Genomic DNA, 16,087 nt, shown 5'->3' on the forward strand with positions numbered 1-16,087 from the left:
GTGCCTTGGCATCCACCACACCCGGCGCTTGCGTCATGACGTCGGCAGCACTCTGGGTTTTCGGGAAGGCGATCACTTCACGGATCGACTGGGCGCCGGTCATCAGCATCACCAGACGGTCCAGACCGAAGGCCAGACCACCGTGCGGCGGAGCACCGTACTTCAGCGCGTCGAGCAGGAAGCCGAACTTCTCTTCCTGTTCCGCTTCATTGATACCCAGCAGACGGAACACCGCCTGCTGCATTTCCTTGCGGTGGATACGGATCGAACCGCCACCCAGCTCGGTGCCGTTCAGCACCATGTCGTAGGCGCGGGACAGAGCGCCAGCCGGGTTGGCTTCCAGCTCTTCAGGAGAGCACTTCGGCGCGGTGAACGGGTGGTGCAACGCGGAGAAGCTGCCGTCGTCGTTTTCTTCGAACATCGGGAAGTCGACGACCCACATTGGCGCCCACTCGCAGGTCAGCAGCTTGAGGTCGTGACCGAGCTTGATGCGCAGTGCGCCCAAGGCTTCGCTGACAATCTTGGCCTTGTCAGCGCCGAAGAACACGATGTCGCCATCGACTGCGCCAACGCGATCGAGGATCACGTTGAGCTTGTCTTCAGGGATGTTTTTCACGATCGGCGATTGCAGACCGTCAACACCGGCAGCGCGCTCGTTGACCTTGATGTACGCCAGGCCCTTGGCACCGTAGATGCCGACGAACTTGGTGTAATCGTCGATCTGCTTGCGTGGCATGCTCGCCCCGCCTGGAACGCGCAGTGCGGCGATACGGCATTTCGGGTCGTTGGCCGGGCCGCTGAACACCTTGAATTCAACTTCTTTCAGTTGATCGGCAACGTCGACCAGTTCCAGCGGGTTACGCAGGTCTGGCTTGTCGGAACCGTAGCGGCGCATGGCTTCTTCGAAAGTCATGTGCGGGAAATCGCCGAATTCCAGACCCAGCACTTCCTTGAACAGGTTGCGGATCATTTCTTCGGTCAGGCCCATGATCTCTTTTTCATCGAGGAAGCTGGTCTCGATGTCGATCTGGGTGAATTCAGGCTGACGGTCAGCACGCAGGTCTTCGTCGCGGAAGCACTTGGCGATCTGGTAGTAACGGTCGAAACCGGCAACCATCAGCAGTTGCTTGAACAGCTGTGGCGATTGCGGCAGGGCGAAGAACGAACCGGCGTGGGTACGGCTTGGCACCAGATAGTCACGCGCACCTTCAGGGGTGGCACGGGTCAGGATAGGCGTTTCAACGTCGAGGAAGCCGTTCTCGTCGAGGAAGCGACGGATGCTGGTGGTCATGCGCGAGCGCAGACGCAGCTTCTCGGCCATTTCCGGACGACGCAGGTCGAGGAAACGATAACGCAGACGGGTTTCTTCACCAACGTCGGAGAACTCGTTCAGCGGGAACGGCGGAGTTTCCGACTCGTTCAGCACTTCCAGTTCATAACCCAGCACTTCGATCATGCCCGACGCCATGTTGGCGTTGGTCGCACCGGCCGGACGCAGACGCACCTTGCCGGTGATCTTCACGACGTACTCGCTGCGCACGCGATCGGCAGCGGCGAAGCTCTCGGCGCGATCCGGATCGAATACCACTTGGGCCAGACCGTCACGATCACGGATATCGAGGAAAATCACCCCGCCGTGGTCGCGGCGACGGTGAACCCATCCGCAAAGGGTAATTTCCTGGCCTTCCAGGCTTTCGTTCAGTTGGCCGCAATAGTGGCTGCGCATCATGATAATGGTTCGCTTCTCGTCATTCGATATTCGGTGGAGATCCCGTTGCTTTCAAAGCAATGCGGAAACTCACGCGTGTCGTTCAACCTGGGGTTGAACCCTAGTCAGATTTGTCACCACCGGCCAGATTCTTCTTGGTCCCGGTCTTGAAATCGGTTTCGTACCAACCGCTGCCGCTGAGGCGGAAGCCTGGCATGGACAGCTGTTTCTTGAGCTCTGGCGCCTGGCAGGCAGGGCAGTCGACCAGCGGTGCATCGCTGATCTTTTGAATGGCTTCCAACTGATGACCACAGGAAGCACATTGGTAATCGTACATCGGCATGGGGGTGTCTCGGCGATCAGATTGCCACCGCGCGCAGGGCTTTGCGGCGAAAGAGCGGGATTATATCGATTAAATGCGGCCTGTGCAGCCGTAAGACTGCACAGGCCGAGACCTCGTTTGCAACCGCCGTTTCAGAGCGATTCGGCAGTTGCTGCCTGCTTGACGCCGTTCATGACGCACACCACCCGCACCAGCGCGCTGAAATTTCTCACCCCGCCGTGACGCAGATGCACTTCGCGGTCAACGTGGGACAACAACGAGCTGATCGAACAGCAGTTATCTGCGGCCATATTGCCGAGGATGTTCCAGTAGACCCGCTCCAGCCGCAGGCAGGTCGCATAACCGTTCAGACGCACAGATCGTGACGATGGCTGAACCAGTGCCATGTCGAACTCGCTGACGAACGGATCAACTTTCAACTCATGGGGCAAGCCGACAATCCTGTCGCCTCGCCTGTCTCCCTCTGCCATATCGGTGACACTCCTTTGCCATCTCTGCTTGTTTGAAAAGTCACATCCTGTGGCTTTCATAAAAGCGCAGACACAAAGTTATAGCCAGACGACTTATTGACCGACTCCGTAGGATAAGCCAACGACACAGGTAGGATTGCGGACAGCGCACGAGCCCCGCTGGCGGGCCCGCGCGCTCGGGGGATTACGCTTCCAGCAGCGAGCGCAGCATCCACGCCGTTTTTTCGTGAACCTGCATGCGCTGGGTCAGCAGGTCTGCGGTCGGTTCATCGCTAACCTTGTCGAGCAGCGGGAAGATGCCACGGGCCGTGCGGGTCACGGCTTCCTGACCATCGACCAATTGTTTGATCATGTCTTCGGCACTCGGCACGCCCACCTCTTCCTTGATAGAAGAAAGGCGCGCGTACGTGGCATAGGCGCCCGGCGCCGGAAAGCCCAATGCGCGAATACGCTCGGCGATCGAGTCCACGGCCAGCGCCAGCTCGTTGTATTGCTCTTCGAACATCAAATGCAGCGTACGAAACATCGGGCCGGTGACGTTCCAGTGGAAGTTGTGGGTTTTCAGATACAGCACGTAGGTGTCCGACAGCAGACGCGACAAGCCTTCGACGATGGATTTGCGATCTTCTTCACTGATACCGATATCGATTGCCATGTTTACCCCCTAACGGCGATTGAATTCATCCAACAGGTGCAGACCCACTCTAGCAAGCCTGCCGACACCCCGCAGCCCGGATCGGGTGCAGGTGCTGCGACAAATCGACCGACGCATGCCACTGGCCGGGCTGATTTGAGTAGCCGCAGGCTTTGCTGTTAAATAGGCAGTGTGTCGCCATGCCCCATTTTTCGGGGCGTTGCGCATAGGCTGATGCCGTGAACGTGTCCACCGCCTCTTATTTTGTTCCGAAGCGAACCGTGCGCCTTCAGCTCTTCCTTGTGAGCCGTCATAAACGTGAGCCAATCAAAATGTTGAAAATCGTCCACCTGCTAATGGGCGCAGCGGCACTGCTGCTGTCGTTCATACCCAGCTTGAAATCCGAAGCCGTTCCCTACCTGCAACAACCCGATGCACTTTACCTGGCCTTTTTCGGCCTGCTGAACCTGGTGATTGCTCCAGTGATTCCTTTCTGGAACAAAGGCCCTCGTCAGCATCTGCAAAACCTGGTCAGCGCGCTGCTGGTACTGACCGTCGTCCTGCAAACTTTGACCCTGATCGCCCCGATGCCCGTCATCGCCGGTCAGCCAGCCGTGCTGTTCACTCTGGTGATCGCGCTGGTTGCCGTGGTCCTGCACCTGGCCGTCAGCTTCTATCGTTCTTCACCGGCTGCTGCTCCAACCAGCTATGACATGACCAATCGTGATACCGGTACCGTCAAGTGGTTCAACACCTCCAAAGGCTTCGGCTTTATCTCCCGGGACTCCGGCGATGATATCTTCGTGCACTTTCGCGCGATCCGTGGCGAAGGTCACCGCGTCCTGGTCGAAGGCCAGCGCGTGGAGTTCTCGGTAATGAACCGGGACAAGGGCCTGCAAGCCGAGGACGTGATCGCCGCGCTGCCGCGACGCTGATCCAGGCATAAAAAAACCGCGAGCAGCGTGCTGTTCGCGGTTTTTTTACGCCTGATGGAAAAGTGTCTGCCTCAGTCCTGTCTCAGTAATGTGGCGGTGGCGCCTCATCCTCGAAGGACTCGAACTGGCCGACCATCTCTTCCTGACGCTTGAGCAGCGCCGCCATCTGCAATTGCAGGCGCTCGACCACGCGCTGCTGCGCCACCAGCACGTCGTTCAACGACTGAATGGTGTCATCCTGAAACGCCAGACGACTTTCCAGATCGGTAACACGTTCTTCCAGATTCATGACTCAGTCCTCCACAAAGCTGAAATGCTCGGTCAACACCAGTCGCAACCGTTCGCGAATGGCAGCGACCTGCTCGGTACTGTAAGGCTTGGCCGGGTGTTTGCCCCAGACCGGCGCGGGCCAGGCTGCGTCGTCACGTTTGCGCACAATCACATGCATATGCATCTGACTGACAACGTTACCCAAGGTCGCGACGTTCATTTTGTCGGCATCGAACAGATCCTTAAGCAGCTCAGCCAGCGCGGTGGTTTCCTGCCAAAACTGCTGTTGATCGGCGACATCCAACTGAAACAACTCACTGATATCGTCCCGACGAGGCACCAGAATGAACCAAGGGTAATTGGCATCATTGGACAACAGCAGTCGGCAGAGAGGGAAATCACCGATCGTCAGCGTGTCCTGTTGAAGTCGTGAATCTAAAGCAAACACTGCGCGTACTCCCGGCTGATCATTATTCAGCTTAGCGGCCATCCCGATGGACAGCGCACCAAGCGACAGGACGGCAGCATACCTGCGAATGCGCCAGCCTTCACGACGACGCTGAACCCCGCAGCCCTGCCAACGCCCCGAGATGTGACATTTGCGAGCTCGACGCACCAGCACGGAACCAACATCGACGTTCAGCGCAAAAAAATGACCAGAATCAGCAGAGACGTGCAGCGTCATGCCCCTTCAAGCTGTATGAATTCAGAACAGCTGTAAATATTTTTGCACCAAAACCGCACAGTGCGTCTACGCTCACTGCGTCGGGCATCCGCCAAATACTCACTGGCGGGGTGAACCGGTAACGTTTTTGGTTGTCACGCGCGTTTCTCGGTGTGGCAACACCATAGGAGGAATGGCGTCAAGCACAGAAAAAATCAGGCTTGAAGCCCAGCTTTCACAAGGTTTTCACAAGCGCAGGCGGGTGTTCAGAGAAATAACCGCAACGAAATTGCGGTTTGTGCACGCTTGTTGCATTCGTACCCATATGGACTATAAGCGCACCACCGGAAGTGGATGCCTTAAGCCCCATAAAAACAGTGGCAGGGTTGCCCGATGGAGATTCAAGTGTTTTGCCAGGGACTCTTTTTTACCGATGCAAAAAGGCCCATAAACAGCGAGAAAGTTGTCAGTCCGGCTGCGTCGGTACTGTGAATTTGCGACATCCACCACGCCATTTGCGACACCGTCGTAAAGAAGCTGAAAGGTTGGAATAGCAAGTATCGCCAACATTGTCGGCGTGATATAAGTTTGCGCCGACACAAAAAGAAAGAGCCGCCCAGATAATAAAACAGGTGGGACGGCAGTACTCTTCTAAAACCAAAGGAGCAAATCACGATGCGCGTGATGAAGTGGAGCATGATCGCACTGGCAGTTGCTGCAGCCGCCAGTACTCAAGTGGCTACGGCCGCCCCGTTTGTTAGTGACCAGGCAGAAGCCAAAGGTTTTGTTGAAGACGCGAAACTCACCGAGACGTTGAAGAACTACTACTTCAACCGCGACAATAAAGACGGTGGCCATGATCAGAAAGACTGGACCCAAGGCTTTCTGGGTAATTTCACCTCCGGTTACACCCAAGGTACTGTCGGCGTAGGTATCGATGCATTCGGTTACCTGGCGATCAAACTGGATGGCGGTGACGGCACTTCCGGCACTGGCAACATGAGCCGCAGCGACACTCTGAAGGCTAACGGCTATGCTCACGACGTTAACGACAGCCAAGGTAAAGCCGGTGCTGCCGTTAAATTCCGCATCTCCAAAACCGAATTGAAAATCGGTGACCAACAGCCAAGCACAGCTCCAGTGTTCGCTGTCGGTGGTTCCCGCGTCATTCCTCAATCTGCCAGCGGCTTCCAGCTGCAGAGCAGCGAAGTCAAAGACCTTGACCTCGAAGCCGGTCACTTCTACTCGGCGACCAGCCAGGACAAAAACGCCCGTGATGGCGGCCTGTACGCTAACTACGCAGGCCAGGAAGCCAAGACCATCGACTATTTCGGTGGCAAATACGGCATCACCGAAAACCTGAGCGCATCGCTCTACGGCGCCAAACTGGAAGACATCTGGAACCAGTACTACGCCAACGTGAACCTCACCACTCCATTCGGTGGCGACACTTCGCTGAACACTGACTTCAACATCTACCGCACCACCGACACCGGTGACAAGCTGGCGGGTGACATCAGCAACACTGCCTTCTCCCTGGCAACCGCGCTGTCGTTCCTGAAAGCACACACCTTCACCCTGGCCTTCCAGAAGGTCAACGGCGATACCCCGTTCGACTACGTCGGTGTGGGTAAAAACAACCGTGGTGGCGACTCGATCTTCCTCGCCAACTCCATCCAGTACTCTGACTTCAACGGTCCTGGCGAGAAATCCGTGCAAGCCCGTTACGACCTGAAAATGGCCGAGTACGGCGTTCCAGGCCTGAGCTTCATGGTTCGTTACGTTAAAGGTTGGGACATTGACGGTACCGGTCTGGCTGCAAACAGCCAATACCGCACCAGCACTGGCGCTCCGCTGTAYGGTGAAGATGGCAAACACCACGAAACCAACTTCGAAGCCAAGTATGTTGTTCAGTCTGGCCCGGCTAAAGACCTGTCCCTCCGCATTCGTCAAGCCTGGCACACTGCCAACGCTGACCAAGGCGAAGGCGATATCAAAGAGTTCCGTCTGATCACCGAATACCCACTGAACATCTTGTAATCGTCAGTGGTTAGTTTGGTTGAATGAAAAAGGCCCATCTTCGGATGGGCCTTTTTTGTTATCTGTCACTTGTAATAAATGCCTGACCAACAAGTCAGGCATTTAATTAGCAACCTATCATTGTGTTGCCGATTCCTGTACCACACGAATCACACGCTGTGGAAACGGAATATCAATACCGGCCGTCTTCAAACGATCACGCGACTGTTCGTTAAACATGAACATTACGTCCCAGTAATCTGCAGTTTTAACCCACACACGCAGGGAAACAGTGATCGAACTGTCGCCCAATGTCGAAATCACGGCCTGAGGTGCAGGATCCTGCAACACACGCTCATCCTTGGCCAGATCCAGCAGCACCTGACGGGCCTTCTGCAGATCGGCTTCGTAATCAACGCCTACATCAAATACGACCTTGCGAGTCGGCTGACGGTTGGTGTTAGTAATGATGCCGTTCGACAGGTTGCCGTTTGGCACGATGATGGTTTTGTTGTCGCCAGTACGCAGCACGGTGTGGAAAATCTGGATGCTGTCGACCGTACCCGATACGCCTTGCGCTTCGATCCAGTCACCGATACGGAACGGACGGAACAGCAGAATCAGCACGCCACCAGCGAAGTTCGCCAGGCTACCCTGCAACGCCAAGCCGATTGCCAGACCGGCAGCACCGATCGCAGCAACGAAGGAGGTAGTTTCAACGCCGATCATCGAAGCGACGCTGACAATCAGCAGCACCTTGAGAATGATGTTCGCCAGGCTGCTGATAAAGCCTTGCAGCGCCAGATCGGCATTACGCAGGGCCAGCAGACCACCGAGTTTTTGCGTGACCTTGTTGATCAGCCACCAGCCGATGGCCAGCGTGATCACTGCCAGCAGCACGCGGCTGCCGTATTCCATGATCATCGGAATCCACGCCTGGGACGCCTTGACCAGGTTGTCCACCTCAGCATTCAAATCCATGTTCTATCTCCTGATTTCCGGCCATTCGGCACGCGAAAAATAAGCGGCAGAAACCCGCCGGGTGTACAAAAAACAATGTGGGAGCGAGCCTGCTCGCGAAGGCGCCGTGTCATTCAGCAATGAGTTGACTGACACACCGCCTTCGCGAGCAGGCTCGCTCCCACAGATCATCTGACCGAGCTTAGTCGCGGAAGTTGTTGAACTGCAGGGGCATGCCGAACTCTTTGGCACGCAATGCCGCGATGGCCTCTTGCAGGTCATCACGCTTCTTGCCGGTCACGCGTACTTGCTCGCCCTGAATGGCCGCCTGCACTTTGAGCTTGGCATCCTTGATGTGGCCGACGATTTTCTTCGCCAGTTCCTTGTCGATGCCTTCCTTGAGTACCGCGTCCTGCTTCATCAGTTTGCCCGATGCGTAAGCGTCCTTGACCTCAAGGCACTGCACGTCGATCTTGCGCTTGACCAGCGCCAGCTTGAGGATTTCGATCATCGCTTCCAGCTGGAACCCGGCTTCAGCAGTCAGGCTGACGGTGAGGTCCTTTTCCTTGAACTCGAAGCTGCCTTTGCCTTTCAGGTCATAACGACGATCGAGTTCCTTCACGGCGTTCTCGACCGCGTTGGTGAGTTCGTGTTTGTCCAGTTCGGATACCACGTCGAACGACGGCATGTAATCTCTCCAATAAAAAGGCGCGCTCGATATGGATGGAGCGCGCTTGGCTTGCGGTTAAAATCGGGCTCATTATAACGGGTCTTTTCCCACCGACACGGCGAGCCGCACATGCCTGTACGCAATCGAGCAAAAAACTGATGGCCACCCCCTGGCACGTTCTTGGCGCCGGCAGCCTCGGCACATTGTGGGCCACGCGTCTGGCGCGGGCCGGCCTGCCGGTCCGGCTGATCGTGCGTGACGCCAAGCGCTTGCGCAGCTATGAAGCCGTGGGCGGATTGACGCTGGTCGAACAAGGTCAGGCCAGCACCTATGCCGTGCCCGGGGAAACACCCGACAGCCCCGAGCCGATCCGCCGTTTGCTGGTGGCCTGCAAAGCCTACGACGCCGAAAGCGCCGTCGCCCGCCTCGCCCCACGGCTGACTGCGGACGCCGAACTGATCCTCCTGCAAAACGGCCTCGGCAGTCAGGACGCCGTCGCCAACCGTGTGCCGCTGGCACGCTGCATCAGCGCTTCAAGCACCGAGGGTGCCTTTCGCGATGGCGACTGGCGTGTGGTGTTCGCCGGTCACGGATTCACTTGGCTGGGCGACGCGGGCCATCCGGTCGCGCCGATCTGGCTGGACGATCTGGACGCGGCAAAGATCCCCCACGAATGGAGCACCGATATCCTTACGCGGTTGTGGCGCAAACTGGCGCTCAACTGCGCGATCAATCCGCTGACCGTGCTGCACCATTGCCGCAACGGTGGCTTGCAGGAGCACCATTGCGAAGTCGCCACCCTGTGCGCCGAACTCGCCGAATTGCTCGAGCGCTGCGGCCAACCCGCCGCCGCCGACAACCTGCAACAGGAAGTCGAACGGGTGATCCACGCTACGGCTGCCAATTACTCGTCGATGTATCAGGACGTCGCCAACCAGCGCCGCACCGAAATCAGCTATCTGTTGGGCCACGCCTGCAAAGTCGCCACGCGCCACCAGTTGAACCTGCCGCACCTCAATCGATTGCAGCAACGACTGGTCGCTCATCTGCACAGCCTCGGATTGCCCAGCGACTGAGCAGCGGCTACGCTGGCCACTTGTTCCTTTGTTGCGATAAACCTGATGCCATTGCGCCAGCGTCTCGAAAACCTGCCGGTCGGCCAGAAACTGCTGGCCGCCCTCCTGGTGCTGTTGACCACTGTATTGCTGGTCGCCAACCTGACATTTATCAGTGCCGCCTATTACATCTCTCAGGAAAGCATGGCACCACAGGCCTTGCAGACCATCGGCCGACTGATTTCCAACCCGAGCCTGGTCAGCGAAGCGCTGCAATCACCGCAAAGCGCCGAGCGTCTGCTCAAGGAACTCGACAGTTACTCACCGCTGCGCGCCGCCGCCCTTTATGACGGCAAGGGCGAACGGCTGGCGCAAGTCCAGCGCGGCGACAAACTCAGCCTGCCAGAACGCTATCGGCACATCGAAGCGTGGCAACTGACCGAGTTTCGCAGCAACCAGTTGATCACCCTGCCCCGCCCCGGCACCGCGCCAGGCCATCTGTTGCTGGTGGCCAGCAGCGAGCTGCCGATGGCGTTCTACACTGGCACGCTGACCGCGAGCCTCGGTATCCTGATTTTCAGCGTGCTGCTGTGGCTGGTGATTGCCCGGCAGATCAAACGCCTGATCACCCGGCCGATTCATCAGCTTGAGGAATTGTCGCGCCAGGTCACCCGCGAAGAAAACTACGCCCTGCGCGCCTCGCGCGGCAATCATGACGAGATCGGCAGCCTCGCCGAGGCGTTCAACACCATGCTCTCGCGCATCGAAGCCCGCGAACAGCAACTCAAGCGCGCCCGCGACGACTCACAAGCGGCTTACGATCAGGCTCAGGGCCTGGCTGAGGAAACCCGCCACACCAATCGCAAACTGGAACTGGAAGTGCAGGTGCGCAGCAAGATCGAAAAGAAACTCACCGGTTTCCAGAACTACCTCAACAGCATCATCGACTCAATGCCCTCGGCACTGATCGCCCTCGACGAGCAGCTCTACGTCACCCAGTGGAATCAGGAGGCCAGCGCCCTTTCCGGCACTCGGCTGGACGAAGCACTTAACCAGCCGATCTTTCTTGCCTTCGAACCGCTCAAGCCATTTCTGCCGCAACTCAAGCAGACTGTCGAGCAGCACACCGTAGCGAAAATCGAGCGGGTAACCTGGTTCAAGGATGAAGAACCGAAGCATTACGCGCTGACCTTCTATCCATTGATGGGTGGCGCTGGGCGTGGTGTGGTGATCCGCATCGACGACATCACCCAGCGTCTGTCGCTGGAAGAAATGATGGTGCAGTCGGAAAAAATGCTCTCGGTCGGTGGCCTCGCCGCCGGCATGGCCCACGAAATCAACAACCCGCTGGGTGCGATCCTGCACAACGTGCAGAACATCCGTCGACGCCTGTCCGCCGACCTGCCGAAGAACCTCGAAACCGCCGAGCAACTGGGCATTGAACTGGACACGGTGAACCGCTATCTGCAAGGTCGCGAAGTGCCGCAACTGCTCGATGGCATTCAACAGGCCGGCGCTCGCGCGGCGAAAATCGTCACCCACATGCTCAGCTTCAGCCGTCGCAGTACCCGGCAAATGGCGCCGTGCGATCTGCCAGCACTGATCGATCAAGCCGTGGAAATCGCCGGCAACGACTTCGACCTGGCCATCGGCTTCGACTTCAAGGGCCAGGCGATCATCCGTCAGTTCGACCCGGCGCTCGGCCCGGTCCCGGGCACCGCCAACGAACTTGAGCAAGTGCTGCTCAACCTGTTGAAAAACGCCGCACAGGCTATTCACCAGCGTGAAGACGACAGCGAGCCGGGGCGAATCATTCTGCGCACCAGGCTCAATCCGCCGTGGGCCGAAATTCAGGTCGAGGATAACGGCATCGGCATGAGCGAGAGCGTGCGCAAACGCACCTTCGAGCCGTTCTTCACCACCAAGGAAATCGGCCAGGGCACCGGGCTTGGCTTGTCGGTGTCTTACTTCATCATCACCAACAACCACAAAGGGCAGATGGAGGTGCAGTCAGCACCGGGCCAGGGCACCTGTTTCACCCTGCGTCTGCCGTTGACGCCACCGCTGCCCATCGCTGCCGAAACCAATCAATTATCGAGGTAACCCATGGGCTTTCGCCTGTCGAAAATCTATACCCGCACCGGTGACAAAGGCGAAACCGGCCTGGGCGATGGCCGCCGCGTGCCCAAGGACCACCCGCGCATCGAGGCGATTGGCGAAGTCGATACGCTGAACAGTCAGGTCGGCGTGTTGCTGGCCGGGTTGATTGCCGAGCGCGAGGCGTGTCCGCGGCTGGATGAACTGATTGAAGTGTTGGCGCCTTGTCAGCATCGCTTGTTTGATCTCGGTGGCGAGCTGGCCATGCCGGCGTATCAGGCGCTGAATGCGGCGGAAATCGAACGCCTGGAAACGGCGATCGATGTGTGGAATGAAGAGCTGGGGCCGCTGGAGAATTTCATTCTTCCGGGTGGGTCGATGCTGATTGCGCAGGCGCATGTGTGCCGGAGTCTGGCCAGGAGTGCCGAGCGGCGTTGTCAGCATTTGAATGCGCTGGAACCATTGGCCGGGGTTGGCCTGGCGTATATCAATCGGTTGTCGGATTTGTTGTTTGTGGCGGCACGGTTGATTGCGCGGCGGCAGGGGGTTGCGGAGATTCTTTGGCAACCGGCGGCAAAACCTGCAGAAAAGTAGTGCCTGACAGGCCGCCTTCGCGAGCAAGCTCGCTCCCACAGTTGATTGGGTTCATCCAGTTGGAATGCAGTCAAATGTGGGAGTGAGCTTGCTCGCGAAGAGGTCARCAGCCTTTACAGAGAATCAGGCCAGAACGCGCGAATCCCCGCCACGCCTTGCGCACCCACGCCCCAGGCTTTTTCGCGCTCCGCCGGGCCAACCCCGCCCAACAGAAACACCGGCTTGCTGAAGCCTTCGATCAACGCCTCAGCCTGCTCCCAGCCCAACGGCTGTGCATCCGGGTGGGTCAAGGTCGGCTGCACTGGCGACAGCGTGACGAAATCCACGCCCATCTGCTCGGCCAACGCCAGTTCTTCAGCGTTGTGGCACGACGCCGCGAGCCAGCGTTCCGCTGGTAACGGGCGCCCCGCCGCCGCGTATTTGCGCAGCTGTGCTGAGGTGATGTGCCAACCGGCAGAGGGGAAATCACCGAGCCATTCGAACGGCCCCTTGATCATCAGTTGCGCCTTGCCCGCACACAGCCCGGCCGCATCGACCGCCAGATCGCGATACTTGGGGTCATAGCCGTTCGGTGCGCGCAGCTGGATCAGTTTGACCCCGCCGGCAATCGCCTTCTGGATACCGCGCAGCAACGCCGGCGTTTCCAGTTCCTCCGGCGTAATCAAGTACTCCGCAGGCAAACGCGCGGCGGCAACGATCGGCTGGTTGGCAGCCGGAAACTCGTAGTTCGCCAGTTCTTTCGCAGTGACCCAGGCCAACGGCTGGCCTTCGGCACCGTGAGGTTCGCCGCTGAAGTCCGACACGTCCCAGACATCCAGCAAAACCTGCTTGTCCGGGTAATCGTGACGCACTTTGATCAGCGGTCGAGCGGCGCCAACGACGATGCCCAACTCCTCATGCAACTCACGAGTCAGCGCGGTTTCAACTGTTTCGTCAGCCTCGACCTTGCCGCCGGGGAATTCCCAAAGACCGCCCTGATGTTGCGTGTCGGCGCGGCGGGCGATGAGGATTTTGCCACTGTTGTCACGAATGACCGCAGCGGCGACGTGTACACGTTTCACGGATTCAACTCCTCCAGTCCAGCCTTCTGCCATGCCTTGAAGGCGGGCCATTGGTAGACGGTTTCAACATAGGCTTCGTCGGCGGCCGGCAGCGTCACCTGATAGGTGCGCAAACGCACGGCAATCGGCGCGAAGAAGGCATCGGCCAGACTCACCCGACCAAACAGGTACGGCCCGCTCTCGGTCGCGGCGGCGCGGCATTCGGCCCACAGTGCGAGCATGCGTTCGATGTCGACCTTCACTTCTGGCGGCACCGGGTTCAGCGGCGCGTCATGGTTGAGATTGAACGGCATATGATTGCGCATGGCGAAAAAGCCGCTGTGCATTTGGGCGCAGGCGGATCGCGCCTGGGCACGGGCGAATATATCTGTCGGCCAGAGTTGCTCGGACGGAAACTGCTCGGCGAGGTACTCGGCGATGGCTAATGAGTCAGCGATGGTGCCGCGCGAGGTTTGCAGCAGCGGGACCTTGGCAGTCGGCGAGTGCTTGAGCAGCAGCGCGCGGGTGTCGGGCTTGCCGAGTTTGATCAGTTCTTCGCTGTAGGGTGCGCCGGTCAGTTCAACGGCCAGGGCGGCGCGCAGGGACCAGGAGGAAAGCAGTTTGTCGCCGATGATCAGGTGCAGGGACATGGGTGTGGCGCCTTTTCGTCAGAGGAAGCTTCTAAACTTGTCGAGTCTGAACCATCGCTTTCGCGAGCAAGCTCGCTCCCACAGGTTCTTGGGTGTACACAGCATGTGTGAACGGCCGAAACCACTGTGGGAGCGAGCTTGCTCGCGAAGAGGCCGACAGCCCGCCCCCACCTTTTGGATCAAGTACGGTATTCAGCGTTGATCTTCACGTATTCATGCGACAGGTCAGTGGTCCAGATGGTTTCGCTGCAATCGCCACGACCCAGCTCGATACGGATGGTGATTTCTTCCTGCTGCATCACCGCCGAGCCTTGCGCTTCAGTGTAGGTCGCCGCACGGGCGCCACGGCTGGCAATGCACACGTCGCCGAGGAATACGTCGATCTTGCTCACGTCCAGGTCCGGCACGCCGGCGCGGCCGACGGCAGCCAGAATCCGGCCCCAGTTCGGGTCAGAGGCGAACAGCGCGGTCTTGATCAGCGGCGAGTGCGCCACGGTGTAGCCGACGTCGAGGCATTCCTGATGGTTGCCGCCGCCATTCACTTCAACGGTGACGAACTTGGTTGCGCCTTCGCCGTCACGCACGATGGCCTGGGCCACGTCCATGCACACTTCGAACACCGCTTGCTTCAACTTGGCGAACAACTCGCCTTCGGCGCGGGTGATTTCCGGCAGTGCAGCCTTACCGGTAGCAATCAGCATGCAGCAGTCGTTGGTCGAGGTGTCGCCGTCGATGGTGATGCGGTTGAACGACTTGTTGGCACCGTCGAGCATCAAGCTGTGCAGGACGTCGCGGGAGACTTTGGCGTCAGTGGCGATGTAGCCGAGCATGGTCGCCATGTTCGGACGGATCATGCCCGCGCCTTTGCTGATGCCGGTCACGGTGATGGTCACGCCGTCATGCTCGAACTGGCGGCTGGCGCCCTTCGGCAGGGTATCGGTGGTCATGATCCCGGTGGCAGCGGCTTCCCAGTTGTTTTCCGACAGATCATCCAGTGCGGCTTGCAGCGCGCCTTCGATCTTCTCGACCGGCAGCGGCTCGCCGATCACACCGGTGGAGTACGGCAGAATCTGGCTGGCATCAACGCCAGTCAGCTCGGCCAGTTTGGCAGTGGTACGTTCAGCGGCGGCCAGGCCAGGCTCGCCGGTACCGGCGTTGGCATTGCCAGTGTTGGTCAGCAAATAACGCACGGCGTTCTGCACGCGTTTTTTCGCCAGGATCACCGGAGCCGCGCAAAATGCGTTCAAGGTGAACACGCCCGCCACGGTCGAGCCTTCGGCGCAGCGCATCACAACGACATCTTTGCGCCCGGGGCGCTTGATGCCGGCCGAGGCGATACCGAGTTCAAAACCGGCAACCGGGTGCAACGTTGGCAAAGGACCAAGACCAACAGCCATGAATGCGCTCCTTACTCAATGATGTCAGCACCGTCACTCGCAGCGACGGTGGTTTAAATGGCAAAACGCCGCGACGGCAGGAGCCGGTCGCGGCGCGGGTATTTCAGCAGTTGAAACGGGGTTTACTGGATCTGCCCGTGGCAATGCTTGAATTTCTTGCCCGAACCGCAGTAGCACAGTTCGTTGCGGCCCAGCTTCTGCTCGTTGCGAACCGGCGCCGTGGCGAGGGCCACATCGACCTCTTCACCCAGTACTTCCGGTTGCTCCAGACCAGGGGCCTCGGCGTGTTCGAACTGCATGCGGGCGGCCAGTGCTTCGGCTTCCTGACGCAGACGTTGCTCTTCGGCTTCCGGATCTTCGCGGCGCACCTGAACGTGCGACAGCACACGGATCGAGTCGCGCTTGATCGAGTCGAGCAGTTCGGAGAACAGCGTGAACGACTCGCGCTTGTATTCCTGCTTCGGGTTCTTCTGCGCGTAGCCACGCAGGTGGATACCGTGACGCAGGTGATCCATGGTCGACAGGTGGTCTTTCCACAGGTCGTCCAGCACGCGCAGTACGATTTGCTTCTCGAACGAGCG

The 16,087-nt window shown here is 58.7% G+C and carries 17 protein-coding genes; 5 read left to right on the forward strand and 12 right to left on the reverse strand.

Features of this window, described 5'->3' with window-relative positions; genetic code table 11:
* From aspS to AC1DVF_RS26910, 4 genes are all read right to left on the reverse strand, one after another.
* Window positions 1-1,729: aspartate--tRNA ligase (aspS, locus tag AC1DVF_RS26895; RefSeq protein ID WP_477783431.1), on the reverse strand; the 1,729-nt coding region annotated here is incomplete at its 3' end.
* 100 nt (window positions 1,730-1,829) lie between these two features.
* Window positions 1,830-2,051: an FmdB family zinc ribbon protein gene (locus AC1DVF_RS26900; protein WP_093430491.1), complete on the reverse strand. Its 222-nt coding sequence runs from the start codon at window positions 2,049-2,051 to the stop codon at window positions 1,830-1,832.
* 131 nt (window positions 2,052-2,182) lie between these two features.
* On the reverse strand, window positions 2,183-2,521 hold the full coding sequence (locus AC1DVF_RS26905) for a ribbon-helix-helix domain-containing protein (protein WP_093430492.1): 339 nt from the start codon (window positions 2,519-2,521) through the stop codon (window positions 2,183-2,185).
* A gap of 184 nt (window positions 2,522-2,705) precedes the next feature.
* A complete protein-coding gene (locus tag AC1DVF_RS26910; protein ID WP_038366640.1) occupies window positions 2,706-3,176 on the reverse strand; it encodes a Dps family protein in 471 nt (156 codons plus the stop codon).
* A 311-nt stretch (window positions 3,177-3,487) separates the two neighbouring features.
* Here AC1DVF_RS26910 and AC1DVF_RS26915 point away from each other — a divergent pair, with 311 nt between their 5' ends.
* Window positions 3,488-4,090 (forward strand): cold-shock protein, encoded by a 603-nt coding sequence (locus AC1DVF_RS26915; protein WP_007912746.1) that lies wholly within the window; start codon window positions 3,488-3,490, stop codon window positions 4,088-4,090.
* Window positions 4,091-4,172: 82 nt separating this feature from the next.
* Here AC1DVF_RS26915 and AC1DVF_RS26920 read toward each other — a convergent pair whose 3' ends face one another.
* Window positions 4,173-4,379: a SlyX family protein gene (locus AC1DVF_RS26920; protein WP_093430493.1), complete on the reverse strand. Its 207-nt coding sequence runs from the start codon at window positions 4,377-4,379 to the stop codon at window positions 4,173-4,175.
* A 3-nt stretch (window positions 4,380-4,382) separates the two neighbouring features.
* Window positions 4,383-4,808 carry an HIT domain-containing protein gene (locus AC1DVF_RS26925; protein WP_093430702.1) on the reverse strand — a complete coding sequence of 142 codons (426 nt, stop codon included), beginning with the start codon at window positions 4,806-4,808 and terminating at the stop codon, window positions 4,383-4,385.
* An 891-nt stretch (window positions 4,809-5,699) separates the two neighbouring features.
* On the opposite strand from AC1DVF_RS26925, the gene AC1DVF_RS26930 reads away from it, so the two are divergent.
* A complete protein-coding gene (locus AC1DVF_RS26930; RefSeq protein ID WP_477783432.1) occupies window positions 5,700-7,064 on the forward strand; it encodes an OprD family porin in 1,365 nt (454 codons plus the stop codon).
* 117 nt (window positions 7,065-7,181) lie between these two features.
* Here AC1DVF_RS26930 and AC1DVF_RS26935 read toward each other — a convergent pair whose 3' ends face one another.
* Both AC1DVF_RS26935 and AC1DVF_RS26940 read right to left on the reverse strand, forming a co-directional pair.
* A complete protein-coding gene (locus AC1DVF_RS26935; protein WP_034153426.1) occupies window positions 7,182-8,024 on the reverse strand; it encodes a mechanosensitive ion channel family protein in 843 nt (280 codons plus the stop codon).
* Between the two features lie 181 nt (window positions 8,025-8,205).
* Window positions 8,206-8,691: a YajQ family cyclic di-GMP-binding protein gene (locus AC1DVF_RS26940; protein WP_007912755.1), complete on the reverse strand. Its 486-nt coding sequence runs from the start codon at window positions 8,689-8,691 to the stop codon at window positions 8,206-8,208.
* A 140-nt stretch (window positions 8,692-8,831) separates the two neighbouring features.
* On the opposite strand from AC1DVF_RS26940, the gene AC1DVF_RS26945 reads away from it, so the two are divergent.
* Genes AC1DVF_RS26945 through AC1DVF_RS26955 form a run of 3 tightly spaced genes read left to right on the forward strand, consistent with a single transcriptional unit; the run spans window position 8,832 to window position 12,419 of the window.
* Entirely contained in the window at window positions 8,832-9,749 is a 918-nt protein-coding gene (locus AC1DVF_RS26945; protein ID WP_460092036.1) for a putative 2-dehydropantoate 2-reductase, read from the forward strand.
* Between the two features lie 45 nt (window positions 9,750-9,794).
* On the forward strand, window positions 9,795-11,831 hold the full coding sequence (locus AC1DVF_RS26950) for a sensor histidine kinase (RefSeq protein ID WP_477783433.1): 2,037 nt from the start codon (window positions 9,795-9,797) through the stop codon (window positions 11,829-11,831).
* 3 nt (window positions 11,832-11,834) lie between these two features.
* The gene (locus AC1DVF_RS26955) at window positions 11,835-12,419 is read left to right on the forward strand and encodes a cob(I)yrinic acid a,c-diamide adenosyltransferase (protein ID WP_477783434.1); all 585 of its coding nucleotides are present in this window, start codon (window positions 11,835-11,837) and stop codon (window positions 12,417-12,419) included.
* 113 nt (window positions 12,420-12,532) lie between these two features.
* On the opposite strand, the gene AC1DVF_RS26960 is transcribed toward AC1DVF_RS26955, so the two are convergent.
* The 4 genes from AC1DVF_RS26960 to AC1DVF_RS26975 form a co-directional block, all read right to left on the reverse strand.
* Entirely contained in the window at window positions 12,533-13,480 is a 948-nt protein-coding gene (locus AC1DVF_RS26960) for a Nudix family hydrolase (protein ID WP_477783435.1), read from the reverse strand.
* Complete coding sequence (locus AC1DVF_RS26965) at window positions 13,477-14,109, reverse strand: glutathione S-transferase family protein (protein ID WP_099757016.1); 633 nt, start codon at window positions 14,107-14,109, stop codon at window positions 13,477-13,479. Before AC1DVF_RS26965 ends, AC1DVF_RS26960 begins: the two co-directional genes overlap by 4 nt.
* 179 nt (window positions 14,110-14,288) lie before the next feature.
* The gene (gene argJ / locus AC1DVF_RS26970; RefSeq protein ID WP_194933612.1) at window positions 14,289-15,506 is read right to left on the reverse strand and encodes a bifunctional glutamate N-acetyltransferase/amino-acid acetyltransferase ArgJ; all 1,218 of its coding nucleotides are present in this window, start codon (window positions 15,504-15,506) and stop codon (window positions 14,289-14,291) included.
* Window positions 15,507-15,628: 122 nt separating this feature from the next.
* On the reverse strand, window positions 15,629-16,087 hold a 459-nt coding region (locus AC1DVF_RS26975), incomplete at its 5' end, for an SEC-C metal-binding domain-containing protein (protein WP_477783436.1).

It is taken from the genome of Pseudomonas sp. P4_D7, assembly GCF_056401755.1.

What these genes read in the sequence shown, in the direction of transcription:
- AC1DVF_RS26900 (WP_093430491.1), bottom strand. Translation starts at nt 2,051, where the DNA reads ATGCCGATGTACGATTACCAATGTGCTTCCTGTGGTCATCAGTTGGAA.
- AC1DVF_RS26905 (WP_093430492.1), bottom strand. Translation starts at nt 2,521, where the DNA reads ATGGCAGAGGGAGACAGGCGAGGCGACAGGATTGTCGGCTTGCCCCAT.
- AC1DVF_RS26910 (WP_038366640.1), bottom strand. Translation starts at nt 3,176, where the DNA reads ATGGCAATCGATATCGGTATCAGTGAAGAAGATCGCAAATCCATCGTC.
- AC1DVF_RS26915 (WP_007912746.1), top strand. Translation starts at nt 3,488, where the DNA reads ATGTTGAAAATCGTCCACCTGCTAATGGGCGCAGCGGCACTGCTGCTG.
- AC1DVF_RS26920 (WP_093430493.1), bottom strand. Translation starts at nt 4,379, where the DNA reads ATGAATCTGGAAGAACGTGTTACCGATCTGGAAAGTCGTCTGGCGTTT.
- AC1DVF_RS26935 (WP_034153426.1), bottom strand. Translation starts at nt 8,024, where the DNA reads ATGGATTTGAATGCTGAGGTGGACAACCTGGTCAAGGCGTCCCAGGCG.
- AC1DVF_RS26940 (WP_007912755.1), bottom strand. Translation starts at nt 8,691, where the DNA reads ATGCCGTCGTTCGACGTGGTATCCGAACTGGACAAACACGAACTCACC.
- AC1DVF_RS26945 (WP_460092036.1), top strand. Translation starts at nt 8,832, where the DNA reads ATGGCCACCCCCTGGCACGTTCTTGGCGCCGGCAGCCTCGGCACATTG.
- AC1DVF_RS26950 (WP_477783433.1), top strand. Translation starts at nt 9,795, where the DNA reads ATGCCATTGCGCCAGCGTCTCGAAAACCTGCCGGTCGGCCAGAAACTG.
- AC1DVF_RS26955 (WP_477783434.1), top strand. Translation starts at nt 11,835, where the DNA reads ATGGGCTTTCGCCTGTCGAAAATCTATACCCGCACCGGTGACAAAGGC.
- AC1DVF_RS26965 (WP_099757016.1), bottom strand. Translation starts at nt 14,109, where the DNA reads ATGTCCCTGCACCTGATCATCGGCGACAAACTGCTTTCCTCCTGGTCC.
- argJ (WP_194933612.1), bottom strand. Translation starts at nt 15,506, where the DNA reads ATGGCTGTTGGTCTTGGTCCTTTGCCAACGTTGCACCCGGTTGCCGGT.